Origin of the sequence: Amycolatopsis sp. NPDC051106, assembly GCF_040682775.1 — a bacterium.
Classification (GTDB): Bacteria; Actinomycetota; Actinomycetes; order Mycobacteriales; family Pseudonocardiaceae; genus Amycolatopsis.
The window spans coordinates 1-18166 of the sequence record NZ_JBFBBQ010000071.1; the positions used below are offsets into that span (position 1 = coordinate 1).

Annotated in this window: 25 protein-coding genes; 16 read left to right on the forward strand and 9 right to left on the reverse strand. The window is 72.3% G+C overall.

Annotation, left to right across the window (positions count from 1 at the left end; translation table 11 throughout):
• Positions 1-1249, reverse strand: a 1249-nt coding sequence (locus AB0M83_RS36375; protein ID WP_364524242.1) for an MFS transporter, incomplete at its 3' end; no start/stop codon positions are given.
• Positions 1250-1401: 152 nt separating this feature from the next.
• On the opposite strand from AB0M83_RS36375, the gene AB0M83_RS36380 reads away from it, so the two are divergent.
• The 6 genes from AB0M83_RS36380 (at position 1402) to AB0M83_RS36405 (ending at position 5550) form a co-directional block, all read left to right on the forward strand.
• A complete protein-coding gene (locus AB0M83_RS36380) occupies positions 1402-2019 on the forward strand; it encodes a TetR family transcriptional regulator (RefSeq protein WP_364524244.1) in 618 nt (205 codons plus the stop codon).
• 101 nt (positions 2020-2120) lie between these two features.
• Entirely contained in the window at positions 2121-3650 is a 1530-nt protein-coding gene (locus tag AB0M83_RS36385) for an FAD-dependent monooxygenase (RefSeq protein ID WP_364524246.1), read from the forward strand.
• Positions 3651-3676: 26 nt separating this feature from the next.
• Positions 3677-4063, forward strand: a complete 387-nt coding sequence (locus AB0M83_RS36390; RefSeq protein WP_364524248.1) for a VOC family protein — start codon at positions 3677-3679, stop codon at positions 4061-4063.
• A complete protein-coding gene (locus tag AB0M83_RS36395; RefSeq protein WP_364524250.1) occupies positions 4063-4383 on the forward strand; it encodes a metalloregulator ArsR/SmtB family transcription factor in 321 nt (106 codons plus the stop codon). Before AB0M83_RS36390 ends, AB0M83_RS36395 begins: the two co-directional genes overlap by 1 nt.
• The gene (locus AB0M83_RS36400) at positions 4380-4868 is read left to right on the forward strand and encodes an SRPBCC domain-containing protein (RefSeq protein WP_364524252.1); all 489 of its coding nucleotides are present in this window, start codon (positions 4380-4382) and stop codon (positions 4866-4868) included. Before AB0M83_RS36395 ends, AB0M83_RS36400 begins: the two co-directional genes overlap by 4 nt.
• Positions 4869-4938: 70 nt before the next feature.
• Positions 4939-5550 carry a TetR/AcrR family transcriptional regulator gene (locus tag AB0M83_RS36405; RefSeq protein WP_364524254.1) on the forward strand — a complete coding sequence of 204 codons (612 nt, stop codon included), beginning with the start codon at positions 4939-4941 and terminating at the stop codon, positions 5548-5550.
• Here AB0M83_RS36405 and AB0M83_RS36410 read toward each other — a convergent pair.
• Positions 5530-6306 (reverse strand): SGNH/GDSL hydrolase family protein, encoded by a 777-nt coding sequence (locus AB0M83_RS36410; protein WP_364524256.1) that lies wholly within the window; start codon positions 6304-6306, stop codon positions 5530-5532. The genes AB0M83_RS36405 and AB0M83_RS36410 overlap by 21 nt on opposite strands.
• 120 nt (positions 6307-6426) lie before the next feature.
• On the opposite strand from AB0M83_RS36410, the gene AB0M83_RS36415 reads away from it, so the two are divergent.
• Positions 6427-7131 (forward strand): SRPBCC domain-containing protein, encoded by a 705-nt coding sequence (locus AB0M83_RS36415; protein ID WP_364524258.1) that lies wholly within the window; start codon positions 6427-6429, stop codon positions 7129-7131.
• Here the strand turns inward: AB0M83_RS36415 and AB0M83_RS36420 are convergent.
• A complete protein-coding gene (locus tag AB0M83_RS36420) occupies positions 7128-7637 on the reverse strand; it encodes a CGNR zinc finger domain-containing protein (RefSeq protein WP_364524259.1) in 510 nt (169 codons plus the stop codon). The two genes, AB0M83_RS36415 and AB0M83_RS36420, sit on opposite strands and share 4 nt — an antisense overlap.
• Before the next feature lie 25 nt (positions 7638-7662).
• Here AB0M83_RS36420 and AB0M83_RS36425 point away from each other — a divergent pair, with 25 nt between their 5' ends.
• Positions 7663-7824: a hypothetical protein gene (locus AB0M83_RS36425; RefSeq protein ID WP_364524261.1), complete on the forward strand. Its 162-nt coding sequence runs from the start codon at positions 7663-7665 to the stop codon at positions 7822-7824.
• Between the two features lie 15 nt (positions 7825-7839).
• On the opposite strand, the gene AB0M83_RS36430 is transcribed toward AB0M83_RS36425, so the two are convergent.
• Positions 7840-8883: a site-specific integrase gene (locus AB0M83_RS36430; protein WP_364524263.1), complete on the reverse strand. Its 1044-nt coding sequence runs from the start codon at positions 8881-8883 to the stop codon at positions 7840-7842.
• 98 nt (positions 8884-8981) lie between these two features.
• Here AB0M83_RS36430 and AB0M83_RS36435 point away from each other — a divergent pair, with 98 nt between their 5' ends.
• From AB0M83_RS36435 to AB0M83_RS36460, 6 genes are all read left to right on the forward strand, one after another.
• Positions 8982-9326 (forward strand): YciI family protein, encoded by a 345-nt coding sequence (locus AB0M83_RS36435; RefSeq protein WP_364524265.1) that lies wholly within the window; start codon positions 8982-8984, stop codon positions 9324-9326.
• The gene (locus tag AB0M83_RS36440) at positions 9323-10534 is read left to right on the forward strand and encodes an RNA polymerase sigma factor (protein ID WP_364524267.1); all 1212 of its coding nucleotides are present in this window, start codon (positions 9323-9325) and stop codon (positions 10532-10534) included. Before AB0M83_RS36435 ends, AB0M83_RS36440 begins: the two co-directional genes overlap by 4 nt.
• A 180-nt stretch (positions 10535-10714) precedes the next feature.
• Positions 10715-11824: a hypothetical protein gene (locus tag AB0M83_RS36445; RefSeq protein ID WP_364524269.1), complete on the forward strand. Its 1110-nt coding sequence runs from the start codon at positions 10715-10717 to the stop codon at positions 11822-11824.
• Positions 11825-11863: 39 nt separating this feature from the next.
• Complete coding sequence (locus AB0M83_RS36450; RefSeq protein ID WP_364524271.1) at positions 11864-12208, forward strand: metalloregulator ArsR/SmtB family transcription factor; 345 nt, start codon at positions 11864-11866, stop codon at positions 12206-12208.
• Positions 12205-12636, forward strand: coding sequence for an SRPBCC family protein (locus tag AB0M83_RS36455; RefSeq protein ID WP_364524273.1), 432 nt, complete (start codon positions 12205-12207; stop codon positions 12634-12636). Before AB0M83_RS36450 ends, AB0M83_RS36455 begins: the two co-directional genes overlap by 4 nt.
• A complete protein-coding gene (locus tag AB0M83_RS36460; protein ID WP_364524275.1) occupies positions 12633-13031 on the forward strand; it encodes a nuclear transport factor 2 family protein in 399 nt (132 codons plus the stop codon). Before AB0M83_RS36455 ends, AB0M83_RS36460 begins: the two co-directional genes overlap by 4 nt.
• On the opposite strand, the gene AB0M83_RS36465 is transcribed toward AB0M83_RS36460, so the two are convergent.
• Positions 13003-13929, reverse strand: a complete 927-nt coding sequence (locus AB0M83_RS36465) for an AraC family transcriptional regulator (RefSeq protein WP_364524277.1) — start codon at positions 13927-13929, stop codon at positions 13003-13005. The genes AB0M83_RS36460 and AB0M83_RS36465 overlap by 29 nt on opposite strands.
• A gap of 82 nt (positions 13930-14011) precedes the next feature.
• On the opposite strand from AB0M83_RS36465, the gene AB0M83_RS36470 reads away from it, so the two are divergent.
• Positions 14012-14833 (forward strand): NmrA family transcriptional regulator, encoded by an 822-nt coding sequence (locus tag AB0M83_RS36470; RefSeq protein ID WP_364524278.1) that lies wholly within the window; start codon positions 14012-14014, stop codon positions 14831-14833.
• A gap of 17 nt (positions 14834-14850) precedes the next feature.
• Entirely contained in the window at positions 14851-15300 is a 450-nt protein-coding gene (locus tag AB0M83_RS36475) for an anthrone oxygenase family protein (protein ID WP_364524280.1), read from the forward strand.
• A gap of 1 nt (position 15301) precedes the next feature.
• On the opposite strand, the gene AB0M83_RS36480 is transcribed toward AB0M83_RS36475, so the two are convergent.
• Genes AB0M83_RS36480 through AB0M83_RS36495 form a run of 4 tightly spaced genes read right to left on the reverse strand, consistent with a single transcriptional unit; the run spans position 15302 to position 18155 of the window.
• On the reverse strand, positions 15302-15787 hold the full coding sequence (locus AB0M83_RS36480) for a GyrI-like domain-containing protein (protein ID WP_364524282.1): 486 nt from the start codon (positions 15785-15787) through the stop codon (positions 15302-15304).
• A complete protein-coding gene (locus AB0M83_RS36485) occupies positions 15787-16119 on the reverse strand; it encodes a YciI family protein (RefSeq protein WP_364524284.1) in 333 nt (110 codons plus the stop codon). Before AB0M83_RS36485 ends, AB0M83_RS36480 begins: the two co-directional genes overlap by 1 nt.
• Positions 16120-16884: an alpha/beta hydrolase gene (locus AB0M83_RS36490; protein ID WP_364524286.1), complete on the reverse strand. Its 765-nt coding sequence runs from the start codon at positions 16882-16884 to the stop codon at positions 16120-16122.
• The gene (locus tag AB0M83_RS36495) at positions 16881-18155 is read right to left on the reverse strand and encodes a sigma-70 family RNA polymerase sigma factor (RefSeq protein WP_364524288.1); all 1275 of its coding nucleotides are present in this window, start codon (positions 18153-18155) and stop codon (positions 16881-16883) included. The genes AB0M83_RS36490 and AB0M83_RS36495 overlap by 4 nt, the downstream gene beginning before the upstream one ends.
• Between the last annotated feature and the right edge of the window lie 11 nt (positions 18156-18166).

The window sequence follows — 18166 nt, forward strand, 5'->3', positions numbered from 1 at the left end:
TGTACCCCGAAATCGAATACGGCGTCCCGGTCTGGTGCAGCAGCCACGTCGCCAGCAGCGGCGCCGGCCCGCCCGCGAACACCGACGCCAGCTGGTAGCCCAGCCCCGCGCCGCCGTAACGCAGGTGCGTCGGGAAGCTCTCGCCGATCAGCGCCGCCTGCGGGCCGTACTGCAGCGCGTGCGGGATGAACGACACCACGACCGCCACGAACACCAGCGCGTGGTTGCCGTGCGCCAGGATCGTGAAGTACGGGAACGCGATCACGCCGGTGAACACCGCCCCGGCCAGGTAGACCCGCTTGCGGCCGATGCGGTCCGACAGCGTCGAGAAGAACGGAATCATTGCCAGCTCGCAGGCGGCGCCGACGAGGACCGCGTTGAGCACGAACGTCTTGCTGAACTCGTGCCGCGACACGACGTAGACCAGCACGTAGCTGGTGAACAGGTAGAACGGCATCTGCTCGCTGAACCGCACGCCGGCCGAGAGCAGGATTTCGCGCCAGTGGTGGCGGATCGCGTCGAGTACGGGCGTCCGCGCGGTCCGGCCGCTTTCGACGAGCTTGGCGAACATGGGCGTCTCGAGGATCTTGAGCCGGATCACCAGGCCGACCGCGACGAGGACCAGGCTCGCCAGGAACGGCAGCCGCCAGCCCCAGGAGTCGAAGTCCTCGGGGGAGAGGGTCGCCGACAGCAGCGTCATGCCGCCGGTGCCGAGCACCAGCCCGACCGGGACACCGATCTGTGCGAAGCTGCCGAGCAGGCCGCGTTTCTTCTGATCGCCCCACTCCATCGCGAGCAGCACCGAACCGCTCCACTCACCACCGATCGCGATGCCCTGGACCAGCCGCAGCAGCACCAGGATCAGCGGCGCGGCGAACCCGATCGCCGCCGTGCCGGGCAGCATCCCGACGATGCCGGAGGAGATACCCATCAGCAGCAGCGTGACGATCAACGTCGTCTTGCGGCCGATCCGGTCACCCCAGTGCCCGAAGATCGCCGCCCCGACCGGGCGTGCGGCGAACCCGACCGCGTAGGTCGCGAACGACTGCATGGCCCCCGCGTAGGCGCTCGACGCCGGGAAGAACAGGTGCGGGAAGACGAGAGCCGCCGCGGTGTTGTAGAGGAAGAAGTCGTACCACTCGATGGTCGTGCCGATCGCGCTCGCCAGCGCCGCACGCCGTACCTGCACTCTTCCGTACTTGCTGTCCGGCTCCACCTTGTGAGTGACTCCGTTGTCGCCCAAGACCATCTCGCAACACCTCCGGTGACTGATGTCACACAACAGTGTGACGCCCGTCGACGGTTTCGGCGATCGATGACCACTATCTCGTCCGGTCAGTGAGGACCAAAGTGCAGAGTCTGCAACTTTGCAGATTCTGCAAGTTCCGCTATGGTGAACCCATGGACGCCCAGGGGCTGCGGGAGCGCAAGAAGCGGGAGACGCGGATCGCGTTGAGCTGGGCCACCATCCGGCTGGTGGTGGAGCGGGGACTGGACAACGTCCGGATCGAGGACATCGCCGCCGAGGCCGGGGTGTCGACCCGCACCTTCAGCAACTACTTCGCCACCAAGGGCGAGGCCATCGTCGCCCGGCACTTCGAACGGGCCCACGCGATCGCCGAGCAGCTGCGGCACCGGCCGGCGGACGAACCGATCTGGACGGCCGTCACCGAGGCGGCGCTGGCCGGATTCGCCCTCGGCGAAGGCGATGCCGACAACGTCGTCCCGGACGAGCAGTGGCTCAGCGGAGTCCGGCTGATGGTTTCCGAACCCGCGCTGCAGAGCGAGTTCGCGAAAGCCGGCGCCGCGGCCGAAGCCGAGCTCGCCGCGGCCATCGCCGAGCGCACCGGCACCAACGCCACGAACGACCTCTACCCGCGGCTGGTGGCGGCCACGGTGAGTGCCGCGCTCACCGTGACCATCCAGCAGTGGCTCGGCACCGAACCACCGGCCTCGATGGCCGCGCTCCTGCGCGACGTGTTCGGGCAGCTCGCCGCGGGACTGCCCGCACCGCACTGACCCTTCGCACTGACCTCTCGCACCACTGAGGGCGCCCGGTACCCGCCGGGCTGATTCGTCCTGCCCTCTTCCGTTCTTCCCCACACCCGAGGAGTTTCGTCATGCACGACGTCGTCATCGCCGGAGCCGGCCCGAACGGCCTGATGCTCGCCTGCGAGCTCAGCCTCGCCGGCGTCCGGCCCCTCGTCCTCGAAAAGCTGCCCGAACCGACCACGGAACACCGCGCCAACGGCATGGTCGGCCAGGTCGTCCGGATGATCGACCGCCGCGGCCTGCACGACCGGCTCGCGGGGCCGCTCGGCCCGCCGCGGCCCCGGTTCGTCTTCGGCGCGTTGCCGCTCGACCTCACGCTCGCGCCGGAGACCCAGTTCCACCTCCTGCCCGTGCCGCAACGGCGGATCGCGGCGATGCTCACCGAGCGCGCCACCGAGCTCGGGGCCGAGATCCGCCGTGGGCACGAGCTCACCGGCCTCGAGCAGCACGCCGAAAGCGTCACCCTCCAGGTCGCCGGCCCGGACGGCCCCTACACCCTCGAAACCCGGTACCTCGCCGGCGCGGACGGCGGCCGCAGCGTCACCCGGAAGCTGTCCGGCATCGGTTTCCCGGGGGTCACCGAGGACCGCAGCGTCTCCCGGTCGGCGCACGTCACCATCCCGCCGGAGATCCTCGATCCTGGCACCGGCGGGTTGCGGGTGCCAGGCCACGGCGTCGTCCCGCCGTTGTTCCACTACCGCACCGAAACCGGGCTGTTCATCTACGCGCCGCTCGAGACCGGCACGTCGGTGACGACCATCGAGTGGGTCGAGGACGACACCGGCGACGACATCGCCATGACCCTGGACGAGCTGCACGCGAGCATCCGCCGCGTCCTCGGCGCCGACGTCCCGCTGAACCCGCCCACGGGCGACGGCCCGCACCTCACGCGGCGGCTGCACGGGCGCAACACCCGGCTTGCCGAACGCTTCCGCGACGGCCGCGTGCTGCTGGTCGGCGACGCCGCGCACGTCCACTCTGCGATCGGCGGTCCCGGGCTCAACCTGGGCATGCAGGACGCGATCGGGCTCGGCTGGAAGCTCGCGGCCGAAATCCGCGGCTGGGCGCCGCCGGGACTGCTCGACACCTACGAGGCCGAACGCCGCCCGGCCGCCGAACGCGTCGTCATGCACACCCAGGCCCAGTCCGCGCTCATCGCGCCGGGCAGTGAGGTCACCGCACTGCGGGAGCTGTTCGGCGAACTGCTCCGGCTGCCGGGCACCGTGCGGCACATCGCGGACCTGATGTCCGGCGCCGACATCCGCTACGACGCGGCCACCGACCACCCGCTCGACGGCCGGTGGGCCCCGGACGTGGTGCTGGACAACGGGATCCGGCTGGCCGAGCTGACCAGGACGGCCCGGCCGCTGCTGCTGGACCTCACCGGCGGCTCGCTCGGTGCCGAGCTGCGCGGCTGGACCGACCGCGTCGACCTCGTCGCCGCCCGGCCCGCGGGGGAGGCGCCGGCGACGGCGATGCTGCTGCGGCCGGACTGCTACGTCGCCTGGGCGACCAGCTCGGCCGAGCCCGACGACACCGAGCGGAAGGCGCTGCGAGCGGCACTGGAGCGGTGGTTCGGCAGCCCGGTTGACATGTAGGAGATCTCCTACGTAATGCCGCGGGCATGACGATCACCCACGTGCAGTTCCTGACCCTGCCCGTCGCCGACCACGCCCGCGCGCGGGACTTCTACGTCGGCAAGCTCGGCTTCGAAGCACTCGTCGACCGCCGCACGCCCGAAGGCGGCCGGTTCGTGATGGTCGCGCCGAAGGGCGCGAAGACGGGCGTGGTGCTGACCGACCAGCAGGTCACCGGGATCGAGCCGGGTCCGCGGCACTTCCAGCTGCAGACGACCGATCTCGACGCCGACGTCGCCACGCTGCGGGCGGCCGGTGTCGAGGTCGCCGACCCGGAGGAGCGGCCGTGGGGGCGCGCGACGTCCTTCAAGGACCTCGACGGCCACACGCTCGGCCTGCTGCAGCCGTCGGACTTCGGCAACGTCCCGAACTGATGCCGGTCAACGACGACGTCTTCGCCGCCCTCGCCAGCCCGGCGCGGCGGGAAGTCCTGCGGCTGCTGCTGGACGGCCCGATGGCCGCCGGTGCGATCGCCGAACGGTTCGAGATGGCCCGGCCCAGCCTCTCGGAACACCTTCGGGTGCTTCGGGAGGCGGGCCTGGTCAGCGAGCAGCGCCAAGGCCGCAACCGCGTCTACCGGCTCGACGCGGCCCCGCTCGAAGAGGTCGCCGACTGGCTCACGCCGTACGAGCGGTTCTGGCGGAGCAAGCTCGCCAACCTGCGTGACCTGCTCGACGAAGAGGACGACCTGTGACCGACGACGACCCGGCCGCGATCCACGTCGACCAGTTCCTCGCCCACCCGGCCCGCAAGGTGTGGCGCGCGCTGACCGAGCCGGACCTGTTCGAGCGCTGGATCAACATGCCGAACGACATCAAACCCGTGGTGGGACACCGGTTCCAGCTGCTGGCGCAGCCGGTGCCCGCGGCCGGGTTCGCCGGCGGGCCGGTGGCCTGCGAGGTCCTCGAAGTCGAGCTCGAGCGCAAGCTCAGCATCCGCTGGGGTCCTCGGTGGACGGTCACGTGGCGGCTCGAACCGGAGGGCACCGGCCCCCGGCTGTTCCTCAGCCACACCGGCTTCGACCCGGACGACGAGTTCGAGCGCGTCTCCCGGCGCATCATGGGCGGCGGCTGGCGCTCCCACGTGCCGCGCGCACTGGCCCGGCTGCTGGAGACGCTGCCGGACCCGCCCCCGTTCCCGATCCGGCCAAAGGCAGGCCGCCCCCCGAGCGGCACGTAACCGTTGCCACGGGCGGATTCGGCCGTGGCTGTGGTCGGATCGGGAACGAACGGCGCAGTACCATCGGGAGGTGACCCCCGCCGCTGATGCCGCCGAGACGAAACCCCTGCGCGCCGACGCCCGGCGCAACCGGGCGCGCGTGCTGGAAGCGGCCGAGAGCGTGTTCGCCGCCAAGGGCACCGGGGCGCCGACCGAAGAGGTCGCCCGCGTCGCCGGTGTCGGCATCGGCACCGTCTTCCGGCACTTCCCGACGAAGGAAGCCCTGCTGGAGGCTGTGCTCGTCGCCCGGCTGCACCGGTTCGCCGACGAGGCCGAAGCCGTCGTGGCGGCCGACTCCGCCGACCCGGGCGACGCGTTCTTCACCTTCCTCGCCGGCTGGATCGAGATGTCCAGCGCGAAGAACGCCTACTTCGAAGCGCTCACCGCCGCCGGGGTGAGCGTGCCGCACGCCAAGTCCGACATCGGCGCCCGGCTGCTCGGCGCGCTCGGGGTGCTCCTGTCCCGCGCCCAGGCCGCGGGCGCGGTCCGCGAAGACCTCGTCACCGGTGAGCTGATCACGATCATCATCGGCGTGGCGAAGGCCGCCGAATACGCGGGCCCGGACGCGCGGCTGCGCGAGCGGGCCGTGACGATCCTCTTCGACGGCCTCCGCCCGCAGGTGTCAGCGGGGGAGCGGCGCTGAGCCGACCGGCTCGAGCGTCGGCCGCTTCGGGGCGATGGTGTCCCCGGACGACTCGCCCTTCACCCGCCGCCGCACCCACGGCAGCGCGTGCTCCCGCGCCCACTGCAGGTTTTCGCTGCGGCGCGCGGCGGGACTCAGCACCGCGCGCGGCGCCAGTTCCGGGCTGATCAGCGGGTGCTCGACGCCGAGGACCCGCAGCACCTCGATGGCGACCTCGGTGTGCCCGAGTGCGTTGAGGTGCAGGCGGTCCGGCGCCCAGAACCGGCGGTCGCACAGCTGCCGCATCGACCACAGATCGACCAGCAGGGCGTCGTGGCGGGCGGCGATACCGCGCACGAGCTCGTTGTAGATCGCCACCCGGCCCCGGATGGCGCGGAACAGCGGGTCCTCGACGCCGTCGACCCCGGTGAACAGGATCAGGCGGGCGCCGGTGGCCCGGATCCGGGCGACGGCGGTTTCGTAGTCGACGAGCAGCGCGTCGATGTCGACCTTGGGCCGCATGAGGTCGTTGCCGCCGGCGTAGAGGGAGACGAGGTCGGGCTCCAGGGCGAGCCCCGGCTCGAGCTGTTCGCCCAGCACCTGCGGCAGCAGCTTGCCGCGGACGGCGAGGTTGGCGTAGCGGAAATCCGGCTCGCGCGCGGCGAGCTGCTCGGCGACGCGGTCGGCCCAGCCGCGCACGCCGTTCGCGGCGGCCGGGTCGTCGTCCCCGACGCCTTCGGTGAACGAATCCCCCATGACCACTAAGCGCTTGCTCATGTCAGCAGTCTAAGCAGGCGCCCGCCGGGCGGAGCACGCCCATGGGATTCACTCGCGGGATCTGTCGAATCCGGCCCTCCCCGCATGACGTCCTGGCAAGAGGACGTCGAGGAGGCAGCCATGACGAAAGAGTTCGAGGTCGGGTTCGAGGGCACCCTGACCGCCACACCGGAGCAGTGCTGGCGCGCGATCACCGTCGAGACGGGCAGCTGGTCGTGGCCCATCTCCTACGAGCCGTGGGCCGGCGGCCGCGAGTCCGGGCTGACCTTCTACGGCGGGGAGGTCACCGTCTGGCAGCCCGGCGAGCACTTCGCGACCCGGTGCGAGAAGGACGGCTGGTTCAACGAGCTCGACTACACCTTCGAATCCCGCGGCGAGGCCACTCACTTGAAGTTCGTGCACCGCGGCGTCTTCCTGGAGGACTGGGACACGAACTACGACGCGTGCCGGCAGCACACCGCGTTCTACTACCACTCGCTCGGGGAGTACCTGACCCACTTCCCCGGCCGCAGCGCCACCTACGCGATGACCGAGGCGCCCGAGCCGTCCGCCCGGCCGGACGGCTTCGCCAAGCTGACGAAGGCACTCGACGTTGCGGCCGGCCTCCGGGTCGGTGACCCGGTGAGCGTGCGCGGTATCCACGGCGTCGCCGACTACGTCACGCCGCACTTCCTCGGGGTCCGGACCGCGGACGCGCTGTACCGGTTCTACGGCCGCAACGCGTTCGGCTGGCGGATCGGCGTCGGCCGGCACCACTTCACCGAGATCGACACCGACGCGGAGGCCGAAGGCTGGGAGGCGTGGCTGGCTGAGGTCTTCGGTTAGGCCGTCAGCTGCCGGGCCCGGTGGTCGGCGACGTGGACGCGGGTCGCGCAGCGGGTCGAGCAGAAGCGGCGACGGCCATTGCGGGACGTGTCGACGTACGCCGTTTCGCAGCCTTCGCGGCCGCAGATCCCGAGGCGGTCCGGCGCTTCGCACACGAGGTGGGCCAGCCCGCCCGCGGTGTACGCGCGGACGCGCCCCACCGGGCCCGCGTCCTCGGCCGAGTAGTGCAGGTGGGGCGGTTTGCCGTCGTGGGTGGCGATGTACGGCCGGCACGCCGCCTCGGCCAGCAGGTCGTTGACCAGCTCCGGACGCGCTTCGGGGGCCGCGGCGAACACCGGCCGCAGCCGGTGGGCCCAGGCGGCGATCCGCGTGGCCTCCTCGTCGGTCAGCGCCGGGATGGACATGCCGTTGCGGACCATCCCGGCCAGCAGCTCACTCGCCGACCCCGCGTTCACCAGGTCGGCGGCCACGAGCGCGGCCGGGCCGCCGTAAGGGTTGAAGTGCACAAAGTCATTACACCACGATCGGGACATGGACGGAACCCGTTGCCCCCGCTGCGGCTGGCCGCTCGCCGAACTGCCGGCGACCGCGGCCCGGCCCGCCACCCACCGGCTCGACTACGTGCGCTGCGTCTGCGGCAGCTGGCTCGCCCGCCTCGACGGCGAGGTCGTCGGCGCCACCCAGCCACCGTGACCCAGCCGCCGCGACTCAGAGGTCGAGCACGCCCGCCGCGTTGTCGTTCCACTGGTCGACCCGGCGGATGTACTCGTACAGCGCGCGGCTGCCGCGCACCCAGCGCCCCTGGTCGGCGATCGCGAGGTCGTCCGCGCCGGCGCGGCGGGCCTCGGTGGCGAACCCGGACCGCAGGGAGTGCCCGGTCACCGGGTACGGCAGGCCCGCGCGGACGCCGGCCCGGGTGAGGATCTGGTTGACCCCGGTCGTGCTCAGCGCGGGTTCGCCGACGTTGCCGTGCCGGTCGACCCGGCGGAACGCGGGCCCCTCGGTGATCCCGGCGCCGGAGCGCCACGCGTGCCACGCCCGCACCGGGTCGGTGTCGGGGTTCTCGCGCCGCGGGACGACCATGTCGCCGGTGCTCTTGCCGTGCCGCACGGTCACCGCCAAGCCCCGATCGTCGACCGGCTCGACGTCGGTGACCAGCAGGTTCGCCAGGTCGGAACACCGGGCGGCGATGGGGAACCCGATCAGCAGCATCGCACGGTCGCGGGCGCCGGCGAGGGTGTCCGGGCACGCCCGGGACATCGCCCGCAGGTCGGTCAGGGTGACCATGGTGGCCTTGCCGCGGCCGCGCTGGATCCCCTCGCGGGCCAGCCGCTGCCGGTAGCCCTTCAGCGCGCGCCACGCGGCGCGGCTCGCTTCGGGGTCGACGACGACCTTGTGGTGCCGCAGCCCGGCGAGCGCGCCGGTGAGCCGCCGTTCGATCGTCGACGGCGCCGCCGGGGCGGCCCGTTCGGGCACCTCCGGCACGGCGCGCTCGTCCGGCCGCAGCGTGCGGCCGCGCTCGAGCCAGACGACGAACCCGGTCAGGGCACCGATCGACGCCGACAGCGGCGGGATCCCGGCTTCGGCGGTGTAGTCCTGCCACACCTGCCAGTCCTGGGCGTAGGCCTTGAGCGTGTTCGGCGGCCGCTGCCCGTCGACGTGCCGGGCGGCGGCTTCGTCGAGCAGGGCGAGCCGGTCCTGCGGGCTCGCGGCGGCGAGGGCGGCGTCGGTCACCGGTTCGAGCTCGGGCACGCGCCGAGGTTACGGGAAGTAGGTACTTTCTCCGGTGAGGCGTGTCGATCCGGCCGGGTGCCGTTCGTATGAGGGGCGAGACGGCGAAAGGAACCGACGTGAAGCAGTACCTGCTCAGCATCTACCAGCCCGACGGACCGACCCCGGGGCCGGAGGTGCTCGACGGCGTCATGAAGAAGCTCGACGCCCTCAACGCCGACCTCAAGGCGGCCGGGGCCTGGGTGTTCGCCGGTGGGCTGCACCCGCCGTCCACCGCCACCGTGCTGCGGGCCGGCGACGGCGGCACGCTCGTCACCGACGGCCCGTTCACCGAAGGCAAGGAACACCTCGGCGGGTTCACGATCATCACCGCGCCCGACCTCGACGCGGCGCTCGTCTGGGGCAGCCGGCTCGCCGACGCCGTCGCGCCGCTGCCGGTCGAGGTGCGGCCGTTCGCCGGATGAGCGTCGAGGACGTCTTCGCCGCGGAGTACGGCCGCGCCGTGTCGGTGCTGGTGCGGGTGTTCGGAAGCATCGATGTCGCCGAAGAAGCCGTGCAGGACGCGTTCGCCGAGGCCGTCCGGCGGTGGCCGACGGACGGGGTGCCGCCGAGCCCGGCCGGCTGGATCATCACCACCGCCCGCAACCGCGCCATCGACCGCCTGCGCCGGGAAGCCGCCCGGGCGGACAAGCACGCCCAGGCCGCCCTGCTGCATGCCACTCATCCGAATGACACAGCCGAGCCTGTCGAGGAGGACGCCGTGCCCGACGAACGGCTCCGGCTGATCTTCACCTGCTGCCACCCCGCGCTGGCCCGGCCGACGCAGGTCGCGCTGACCTTGCGGCTGCTCGGCGGCCTCACCACCGCCGAGATCGCCGGCGCGTTCCTGGTGGCCGAGCCGACGATGGCCCAGCGGATCGTCCGGGCGAAGAACAAGATCCGGGACGCGGGCATCCCGTACCGCGTCCCGCGGGACGCCGACCTGCCGGCGCGGCTGTCCGCGGTGCTCGGCGTGCTGTACCTCATCTTCAACGAGGGCTACACGGCGAGCGCGGGGACGGACCTGGTCCGCGACGACCTGTGCCGCGAGGCGATCCGCCTCGCCCGCGTCCTGGCCGGGCTGATGCCCGACGAGCCGGAGGTCTGGGGCCTGCTGGCGCTGATGCTGCTGATCGACGCGCGCCGCGCGGCCCGCACGACGGCGTCCGGCGACCTGGTGCTGCTGGCCGACCAGGACCCCGCCCGGTGGGACGCGGATCTGGTCGCCGAGGGGCAGCAGATCGTCCGCCGGTGCCTGCGCCGCAACCAGCCGGGCCCGTACCAGATCCAGGCGGCGATCCAGGCCGTCCACAGCGACGCGCCCACGGACTGGGCCCAGGTCAAGGCGTTGTACGACCAGCTGCTGGCGATCACGCCGACGCCGGTGGTGGCGCTGAACCGGGCGGTGGCGGTCGCCGAGGTCGACGGTCCCGGTCCGGCGTTGGCCCTGGTCGAGGACCTGGATCTGGCGCGGTTCCCGCTGTACCACGCGATCCGCGCGGACCTCCTGGACCGGGCAGGGCGGAGTGGGGAAGCGGTGGCTGCTTACACGGCGGCGATCGAGCTGACTCACAACGCGGCCGAGAGGTCCCTGCTGGAGCGGAAGCGGGCCGCAGCGTCAACTCTGGGTTGACATCAAGGGGGCTCCTAGTTTTTCGAGGCCCTCAATCCGCCCTTTGTGACCCCGGGATCTTCTGGCCCGTTCTGGGTTTGGATATGTGACCTTATCCAAACCCAGACACCTCGACAGGTATCTTCTAATTTTGAACAGTTGCTACTAGTTCTGATTAGAAGCTTTGATAGGCTCTCGTGCATGACGGAAGACGCAGGTCAGGCCCGAATCTGTGAGTACCGGCGCTGTGGAGCGCCGCTGCCGCCGGCAGTGGGCCGGGGGAGCCGGGCCCGGTTCTGTCAGGACGGCAAGACCTGGGGGCGCCGGAACCTGACCTGCCGCGACGCCGAAGCTGTCCTGTCGGACGCGGAGTCGCTGCGGGAGAGCGACACCGAGCTGGATGACACCGCTGTCACGGCGCTCGCCGGGCAGGTCGACCGCGTGCTCGAACCCGCGCGAGGCCTCGTCGAGACGCTCACGACCTTGCGTCACCAGCTGGAAGCCACCACGGCGGCCGCGCTCGCCGAACGGGACGCCTCCCTGGCCGAGGCCGACGGCCACCGCCGGCAACGCGGGCTTGCCGAAGCCGAAGCCGCCCGGGCGCGAGACGTCGCCGATGAGGCGGCCCGGACCGCGGCGGAGGCCGAGCGGGAGAAAGCGACGGCTCTGCGGGAGCGGGACGAGGACCGGGCCGCCCGGCGGGCCGCGCTGCAGGAGCAGCAGCGGGCCGAAGGGCAGCTGGCCGCGGTGCGGGACGAACTCGGGAGGGTCGCCGAGCGAGCCGACGCCACCGCCGCCTTGGCCGGCGAGCGGGCCGCGGTGATCGCCACGCTGACCGCCGAACTCGCGGCCGCCCGCGGGGCCCTCAACGAAGAGCGCGAGCGCAGTCAAGCCGCGTCGGCGCGCGCGGAAGCAGCCGAAGCCCGCGCGGAGACGACGACTCAGCGTCTCGACGCGGCCGAGACCCGCGCTGAGGCCGCGGCCGAACGGCTGGCGGCGGCCGAGACTCGCGCCGAAGCGGCCGCCGGACGCCTCGATGCCGCCCGCGAAGAGCTGACCAAGGCAGCTACTGCCCATCGGGTCGCGCTCGACCAGGCCCGGGCGGACGGCGACCGGCGGCTGGCCGAGCTGCAGGCCGCGCACGAGCAGACCGTCCGGTCCATGCACGAGACCACCACGAACCTCGGGGCCGAACTTCGGGTCTGCACCGGCCGCGCCGACAACGCCGAGCGTGCGCTGGCCAGGACGCTGGCCGTCCTGCGGGAGACGCAGGTGAGCCTGCCCGAGGACGTCGCGGCAATGCTTAAGTAACTGCTTGACTATTCGGCGGCCCGGGCATAACTTAAGTACATGCTTGACCATGAGCTGGACCTGGTGTTCCGTGCCCTGGGCGACCGGACGCGGCGGGCGCTGGTGGAGCGGCTCGTGCGCGGGCCGGCCTCGGTCAGCGAGCTCGCCGAGCCGCTGACCATGTCGCTCGCCGCCGTGGTGCAGCACCTGCAGGTGCTCGAATCCGCCGGGATCGTGCGGTCGGAGAAGACCGGCCGTGTCCGTACCTGCCGGATCGAACCGGAGATGCTGCGCGCCGGCGAGCACTGGCTCGGCCGGCAGCGCACCACGTGGGAAAGCAGGCTCGACCGGCTCGGCGACTTCCTCGCCGAGCCGCCCGGAACGTCGGAAGGGAGCACGACATGACCGTCAAGCACGCCACGTTCACGCTCGAACGCACCTACCCCGCCCCGCCGGCACGGGTGTTCGCCGCGTGGGCGGACCCCGCCGCCAAGACCCGCTGGTTCGTCCCCGACGGAACCCACGAGCTGGACTTCCGCGTCGGCGGCCGCGAAACCGTCGAGGCCGCGGGCCCGGACGGCACGCCCCTGTCGGTCGTCTCGACCTACCACGACATCGTGCCCGGGCGGCGGATCGTCTACTCCACGACGTTGAGCGGCGGCGAGTCACTCGCCACGGTCTCGATCACGACGGTGGAGCTGATCGGCGAAGACGGCGGCACCCGCCTGGTCCTGACCGAGCAGGACACGCTCCTCGACGACGCCGAGAAACCCGAGTGGCGTGAGCAGGGCACCGGCGACTGGCTCGACCGGCTGGGCGAGGCGCTGAAATGACCCCCGAACAGCTCATCGAAGCCCGGGTCGCGACCGTGGCGGCGAAGGACGTGGAGACGCTGGTCGCGCAGTACGCCGAGGACGTCACGCTGTTCGACGCGCTCGGCCCGCTGCGCGACACCGGCCGGGACGTCGAACGCCGGCGGCTGCGGGAATGGTTCGGCGGCTACCGCTCCGCGATCGACCTGCGGATCCGGGACCTCGAAGTGGTCGCCGACGGCGATGTCGCGTTCGCGCACTACCTGTTCCAAGTCAAGGGCACCATGACCGACGGCACCGAGGTGGACATGGCGGTGCGCTCGACCGTCGGGTTCCACCGGGGCGAGGACGGCTGGAAGATCGTCCACGAGCACAGCTCGGTGCCGTTCACGCCGACCGGTACCGCTGGGGACTGACCCCGAACTCGCGTTTGAAGGCCGCGCTGAGGGCGAACGCGCTGCCGTAGCCGACCTGGTGGGCGACCGCACCGATCGTCGCTTCCGGGTGCTGGCGCAGCAGATCCGCGGCGAGCGCGAGCCGCCAGCCGGCGAGGTAGGCCATCGGTGTCTCGCCGACCGTCGTCGCGAAGCGCCGGGCCAGCGCGGCCCGGGAAACGCCGGTGTCGGCGGCGAGCTTGGCGACTGTCCACGGCTCGGCGGGCTGGTGCTGCAGCAACCGCAGGGCCTGCCCGACGACCGGGTCGTCGTGCGCGCGGTACCAGGCCGGCGCGCTGGTGTCAGGGCGGTCGAACCACGTACGCAGCGCGGCGATCAGCAGCAGGTCGAGCAGCCGGTCGAGGACGGCTTCCTGCCCGGGCACGTCCCGGCCGATCTCGGCGGCGAGCAGCCCGACGAGGGGCGTCGGCCAGTCGGCCGCCCGCAGGACGATCAGCGCCGGCAGCGCGGCCAGGAGCTTCTTGCTGATCTCGCCTTCCATGCCGTAGGTGCCGGTGAGCAGGACGACCGGACCGCCGGTGCCCCAGGTGCGGACGCCGAGGCCGGCGTAGTCGGTGAGGTGCCCGCCGTCGGGGGTGCGGCATACCTGTCCGGGCAGGATCAGCGCCTGCGGGGGTGTCGACGGCTGGTCGGCGACCAGGTACGGGTCCGGGCCGCGGGCGATCGCGACGTCGCCCTCGTCGAGCAGGACGCTCTCGCCGGCGTCCGGGACGATCCACGCCTCGCCGCGTACGACCGACACGACGGTCAGCGGTGCCTCGTCCTCGATGCGCAGGCACCACGGCGGGGTCAGCACCGAGCGGAGCAGGAACGCGCCGTGGGCGCGAGGGCCGTCGAGGAGCGCGGCGAGCGGGTCCATGCGGCCGAGTGTAGACGCTGAAACATGCGATCAAGCCTTTGAACTATGGAGAGTCTTACCGGCAGGCGGTTGACTCACGGCCATGACAACGAACTTCCTGGTGGTGGGCGGCACCGGCAAGACCGGGCGCCGCGTGGCGGATCGGCTGCGGGAGCGCGGCCTGCCGGTGCGGATCACGTCGCGGCGCGGAGCGCCGCCGTTCGACTGGGGTGACCGCGGGACCTGGGCACCGGCACTGAAGAACATCGACGCCGTCTACCTGACCTACTACCCCGATCTGGTGGTGCCCCAGGCGGCCGACGACGTCCGCGCGTTCGCGGAACTGGCCGTGGCTCAAGGGATCCGGCACCTGGTGCTGCTGTCCGGCCGCGGTGAGGAGGAAGCCGAGGCGTGCGAACGGATCGTGGCCGGCGCCGGGACCGGCTGGACGGTCCTGCGCTGCAGCTGGTTCGCGCAGAACTTCAGCGAGCACTTCCTCCTCGACGCCGTGCGCGGCGGGGAGATCGCGCTGCCGGCGGGCACGGTGACCGAGCCGTTCGTCGACGTCCGCGACATCGCCGACGTCGCGGTGAAGGTGCTGACCGAGCCCGGCCACACCGGGCAGCTGTACGAGCTGACCGGGCCGCGGCTGCTGAGCTTCGCCGACGCCGCCGCGGATATCGCGGCCGCGTCGGGACGAGATGTCCGCTATGTTCCGGTTTCCGCGGAGGAGTACGCCGCCGCGGCCGTCGAGTACGGAGTGCCGAAGGAAGAGGCCGGGGCGCTGACCGAGCTGTTCGCGCGGGTGCTCGACGGCCGCAACGAGTCGGTGACCCACGACGTCGAGCGGGTGCTGGGGCGGCCGGCGACGGACTTCGCCGGCTTCGCGCGGGACGCGGCGGCGACCGGGGTCTGGGCTCGGTGAAGGGGAAGGAGAGACCGATGTCGACTGTGGTGCTGGTGGCCGCGCTGGTCGCGGCCGGGTTGATCGCCGGGCTGTTCTACGCCTATGCGTGTTCGGTGCTGCCGGGGCTCGCGCGCGGCGACGACAAGACGTTTGTGGAGGCGATGCGCGGGATCAACATCGCGATCGTCAACCCCGTCTTCCTGCTGACGTTCCTGGGCGCGCCGCTGCTGGCGGGCGTGGCGATCTTCCTCGACCCGGGGCCGCGGCCGTGGGTGATCGCCGGGTTCGCGTGCCTGGTGGCGATGGTCGTGATCACCGCGGTGGTGAACATCCCGTTGAACAACGCGCTGGCGAGCGGCGGGGACGACTACGCGGCGGTGCGGGCGGCGTTCGAGACGATCTGGGTGCGCTGGAACGTGTTGCGTGCCGTGGTGAGCACAGCGGGCTTCGGCTGCCTGGTCGCCGCCGTGCTCACCACGAAGTGACTCAGTCCGCGAGGCGGAAGAGCAGGTCGGTGACCCACTGGCCCGGGTCGGGCACCTCGAGGGGGTTGGTGCGCAGGACTTCCAGGCGGCCACCCCACTCCTCGCCGTCGGGGCCTTCGGTGACGTCCCACGTGACGCCCTCGGCGGCGCCCCACGCCAGGACTTCCGCGGTCGCGGCGGCCAGGCCGTCGGGGGCGCCGACGTAGGTTTCGAACACGTATTTCCCGGCCGGGACCTCGCCGATGAACGTCGGTTCGTCCGGACTGAACCCGCCTTCGATCGGGATCCCGGCCTCGACGGTGAACCGCATCCCCGGGTGCAGCACGCGGTAGCGGAAGAACGGCGCGCCGGCCGGGACGATCCCGTGACCGGCCAGGGCGCCGATGAGCGGTGGCAGCCGGTCGGCGATGCGCGGGAACTCCTCGAGCCCGAGGGTGGCGCGCTCGGCGACGTACCGCTGGGCCGGGCGGTCCACGATGGACGGCATCAGAGTCCTTCCGGGACGAAGATCGGGCGGACTTCGATGCTGCCGTAGGTCGCGGCGGGGTGCTTGGCCGCGATCTCGAGGGCTTCGTCGAGGTCGTCGCAGTCGAGGACGACGTAGCCGCCGATCTGTTCCTTGGCCTCGGTGAACGGTCCGTCGGTGAGCAGCACTTCCCCGTCCCGGACGCGGATCGTGGTGGCTTCCGACGGCGGGCGCAGGCCGCCTCCGCCGTGGATCTTGCCGCGGCGGGCCAGGTCTTCGCCCCAGCCGTCGCAGCCGTCGTACTGGTGTTCCTCGGCGGTCTCGTCGCCGGCGATCATCAGCAGGTACCGCATTCAGCGTCCTTCCAGTACTTCGCGCAGGCGCGCGGCGAAGGCTTCCGGTTCGAGGGCGAACCCGCCGTGGTCGCCCGGGAACTCCACGGCGGTCAGGCCGAGGTCGGTGGCGAGCCCGACGGCGGTTTCGTGGGCCGTCGACCCGGCGGACTTCTCGCCGACGGCCACGACCAGCCGCGCGGACGTCGCCCGCAGCGCGCCGAGATCGGGTTCGTAGCCGCCGGTGGCCGCCATCAGGTGGCGGAAGAAGTAGGTGAAGTTGCCTTCGCCACGCGGGTCGAGCGGGGGCACGGGGTCGACCCCCACGAGCGCCATGAAGGCGGCGAAGGCCGGGCCGAGGCCTTGGTCGCGGAACAGCGCCGGGATGTCGGGCCCGTCGAGGGCTCCCGCGGGCAGGTAACGGCTGACCGGCGGTTCGTGCAGCACGACCGTGCGGACGTCACCGGGGTGCCGCACGACGTGGTCGAGCATCGTGATGGCGCCGCCGCTGCTGGCGAACACGTCCGCGGGGCCGGCTTCGGCGAGCAGCCGGTGCACGTCGTCGGCGTGCTCGCGGAGGACGTCGTCCCCGGGTTCGCCGTCGAGGGGGCTGCGGCCGAGGCCGCGCGGGTCGTAGGTGATGACGGTGTGGTCCTCGGCCAGCACCGGCCGGATGTGGGTGAACACCGCGGCGTCGGCGGGGCCGCCGGGAACCAGCAGCAGCACCGGACCGCGGCCGGTGACGTCGTAGGTGAGGGTGGCGCCGGGGACGGCGAGGGTGGTCATGGGCTTTCCTCCGGTGGTCGGGGTTCACCCGGCCGACGAACGGGCGCGCCCGGGACCGACACCGTCTCCGAAATTCTTCGCGTGAGGTACGCGCGTTCGGCCTCGGTGGGCGCGAGGTCGCGCGCTGTCGCGTACCAGTCGGCGGCTTCGGCGTGGCGGCCCAAGCGGCGGAGGAAGTCGGCGCGGGTGGCCGGCAGCAGGTGGTAGCCGTCCATCGTCAGGTCGTCGAGCAGGGCGAGCCCGGCGAGCGGGCCGTCGGCCATGCCGACCGCGACGGCCCGGTTGAGCTCGACGACGGCGCTGGGGACGTGCTTGCGCAGTTCGCCGTAGAGCCCGGCGATCTGGGCCCAGTCGGTGTCGGCGGGCGTCGCGGCGGTGGCGTGGCAGGCCGCGATGGCGGCCTGGATCTGGTACGGCCCCGGCCGCCGCCGGCGCAGCGCCGTCTCCAGGACCTGGGTGCCCTCGGCGATTTCGCCCGCGTCCCACCGGGTGCGGTCCTGTTCCTCGAGCGGGACGAGTTCGCCGTCGGGGCCGGCCCGGGTGGCGCGGCGGGCGTGCTGCAGCAGCATCAGGGCGAGCAGGCCGAGGGCCTCGGGTTCGTCCGGCATGAGGCGTGCCAGGACGCGGGCGAGCCGGACGGCTTCGGCGGCGAGGTCGGGGCGCAGCAGGTCGGGCCCGGCGCTGGCGGAGTAGCCCTCGTTGAACGTCAGGTACAGCACGCCGAGGACGGCGGCGGTGCGTTCGGGCAGCAGGTGCGCGGGTGGGACGCGGTAGGGGATGCCCGCGTGGCGGATCTTGCGCTTCACCCGCACGAGGCGCTGGGACATGGTGGCTTCCGGGACGAGGAAGGCGCGGGCGATCTCGGCGGTGGACAGCCCGGCCAGGGTGCGCAGCGCGAGCGCGACCTGGGCTTCGGTGGCCAGGGCCGGGTGGCAGCAGGTGAAGATGAGCCGCAGCCGGTCGTCGGTCACGCCGCTGTCGTCGCTCTCGGGTTCTTCGGGGACGTGCATCAGGGCGGCCTCCCGGAGCTTGGCGGCGCCGGCGGTCTCGCGGCGGAGCCGGTCGGTGGCGCGGTTGCGGGCGGCGGTGGTCAGCCAGGCGCCGGGCCGCTTCGGGACGCCGTCGCGCGGCCAGGTGCGCAGGGCGAGGGCGAACGCTTCCTGGGCGCACTCCTCGGCGAGGTCCCAGTCGCCGGTGATCCGGATGAGCGTGGCCACGACCTGGCCCCACTCCTCGCGGAACGCCTCCGCGACCGCGCTCTCGACGTCCACCGCTGCTCCTT

Excerpts from the sequence above, each read along its gene's own strand:
- AB0M83_RS36380 (WP_364524244.1), top strand. The coding sequence starts at position 1,402 with ATGGACGCCCAGGGGCTGCGGGAGCGCAAGAAGCGGGAGACGCGGATC.
- AB0M83_RS36385 (WP_364524246.1), top strand. The coding sequence starts at position 2,121 with ATGCACGACGTCGTCATCGCCGGAGCCGGCCCGAACGGCCTGATGCTC.
- AB0M83_RS36390 (WP_364524248.1), top strand. The coding sequence starts at position 3,677 with ATGACGATCACCCACGTGCAGTTCCTGACCCTGCCCGTCGCCGACCAC.
- AB0M83_RS36395 (WP_364524250.1), top strand. The coding sequence starts at position 4,063 with ATGCCGGTCAACGACGACGTCTTCGCCGCCCTCGCCAGCCCGGCGCGG.
- AB0M83_RS36410 (WP_364524256.1), bottom strand. The coding sequence starts at position 6,306 with ATGAGCAAGCGCTTAGTGGTCATGGGGGATTCGTTCACCGAAGGCGTC.
- AB0M83_RS36415 (WP_364524258.1), top strand. The coding sequence starts at position 6,427 with ATGACGAAAGAGTTCGAGGTCGGGTTCGAGGGCACCCTGACCGCCACA.
- AB0M83_RS36425 (WP_364524261.1), top strand. The coding sequence starts at position 7,663 with ATGGACGGAACCCGTTGCCCCCGCTGCGGCTGGCCGCTCGCCGAACTG.
- AB0M83_RS36440 (WP_364524267.1), top strand. The coding sequence starts at position 9,323 with ATGAGCGTCGAGGACGTCTTCGCCGCGGAGTACGGCCGCGCCGTGTCG.
- AB0M83_RS36445 (WP_364524269.1), top strand. The coding sequence starts at position 10,715 with ATGACGGAAGACGCAGGTCAGGCCCGAATCTGTGAGTACCGGCGCTGT.
- AB0M83_RS36450 (WP_364524271.1), top strand. The coding sequence starts at position 11,864 with ATGCTTGACCATGAGCTGGACCTGGTGTTCCGTGCCCTGGGCGACCGG.
- AB0M83_RS36455 (WP_364524273.1), top strand. The coding sequence starts at position 12,205 with ATGACCGTCAAGCACGCCACGTTCACGCTCGAACGCACCTACCCCGCC.
- AB0M83_RS36460 (WP_364524275.1), top strand. The coding sequence starts at position 12,633 with ATGACCCCCGAACAGCTCATCGAAGCCCGGGTCGCGACCGTGGCGGCG.
- AB0M83_RS36465 (WP_364524277.1), bottom strand. The coding sequence starts at position 13,929 with ATGGACCCGCTCGCCGCGCTCCTCGACGGCCCTCGCGCCCACGGCGCG.
- AB0M83_RS36470 (WP_364524278.1), top strand. The coding sequence starts at position 14,012 with ATGACAACGAACTTCCTGGTGGTGGGCGGCACCGGCAAGACCGGGCGC.
- AB0M83_RS36475 (WP_364524280.1), top strand. The coding sequence starts at position 14,851 with ATGTCGACTGTGGTGCTGGTGGCCGCGCTGGTCGCGGCCGGGTTGATC.
- AB0M83_RS36480 (WP_364524282.1), bottom strand. The coding sequence starts at position 15,787 with ATGCCGTCCATCGTGGACCGCCCGGCCCAGCGGTACGTCGCCGAGCGC.
- AB0M83_RS36485 (WP_364524284.1), bottom strand. The coding sequence starts at position 16,119 with ATGCGGTACCTGCTGATGATCGCCGGCGACGAGACCGCCGAGGAACAC.
- AB0M83_RS36490 (WP_364524286.1), bottom strand. The coding sequence starts at position 16,884 with ATGACCACCCTCGCCGTCCCCGGCGCCACCCTCACCTACGACGTCACC.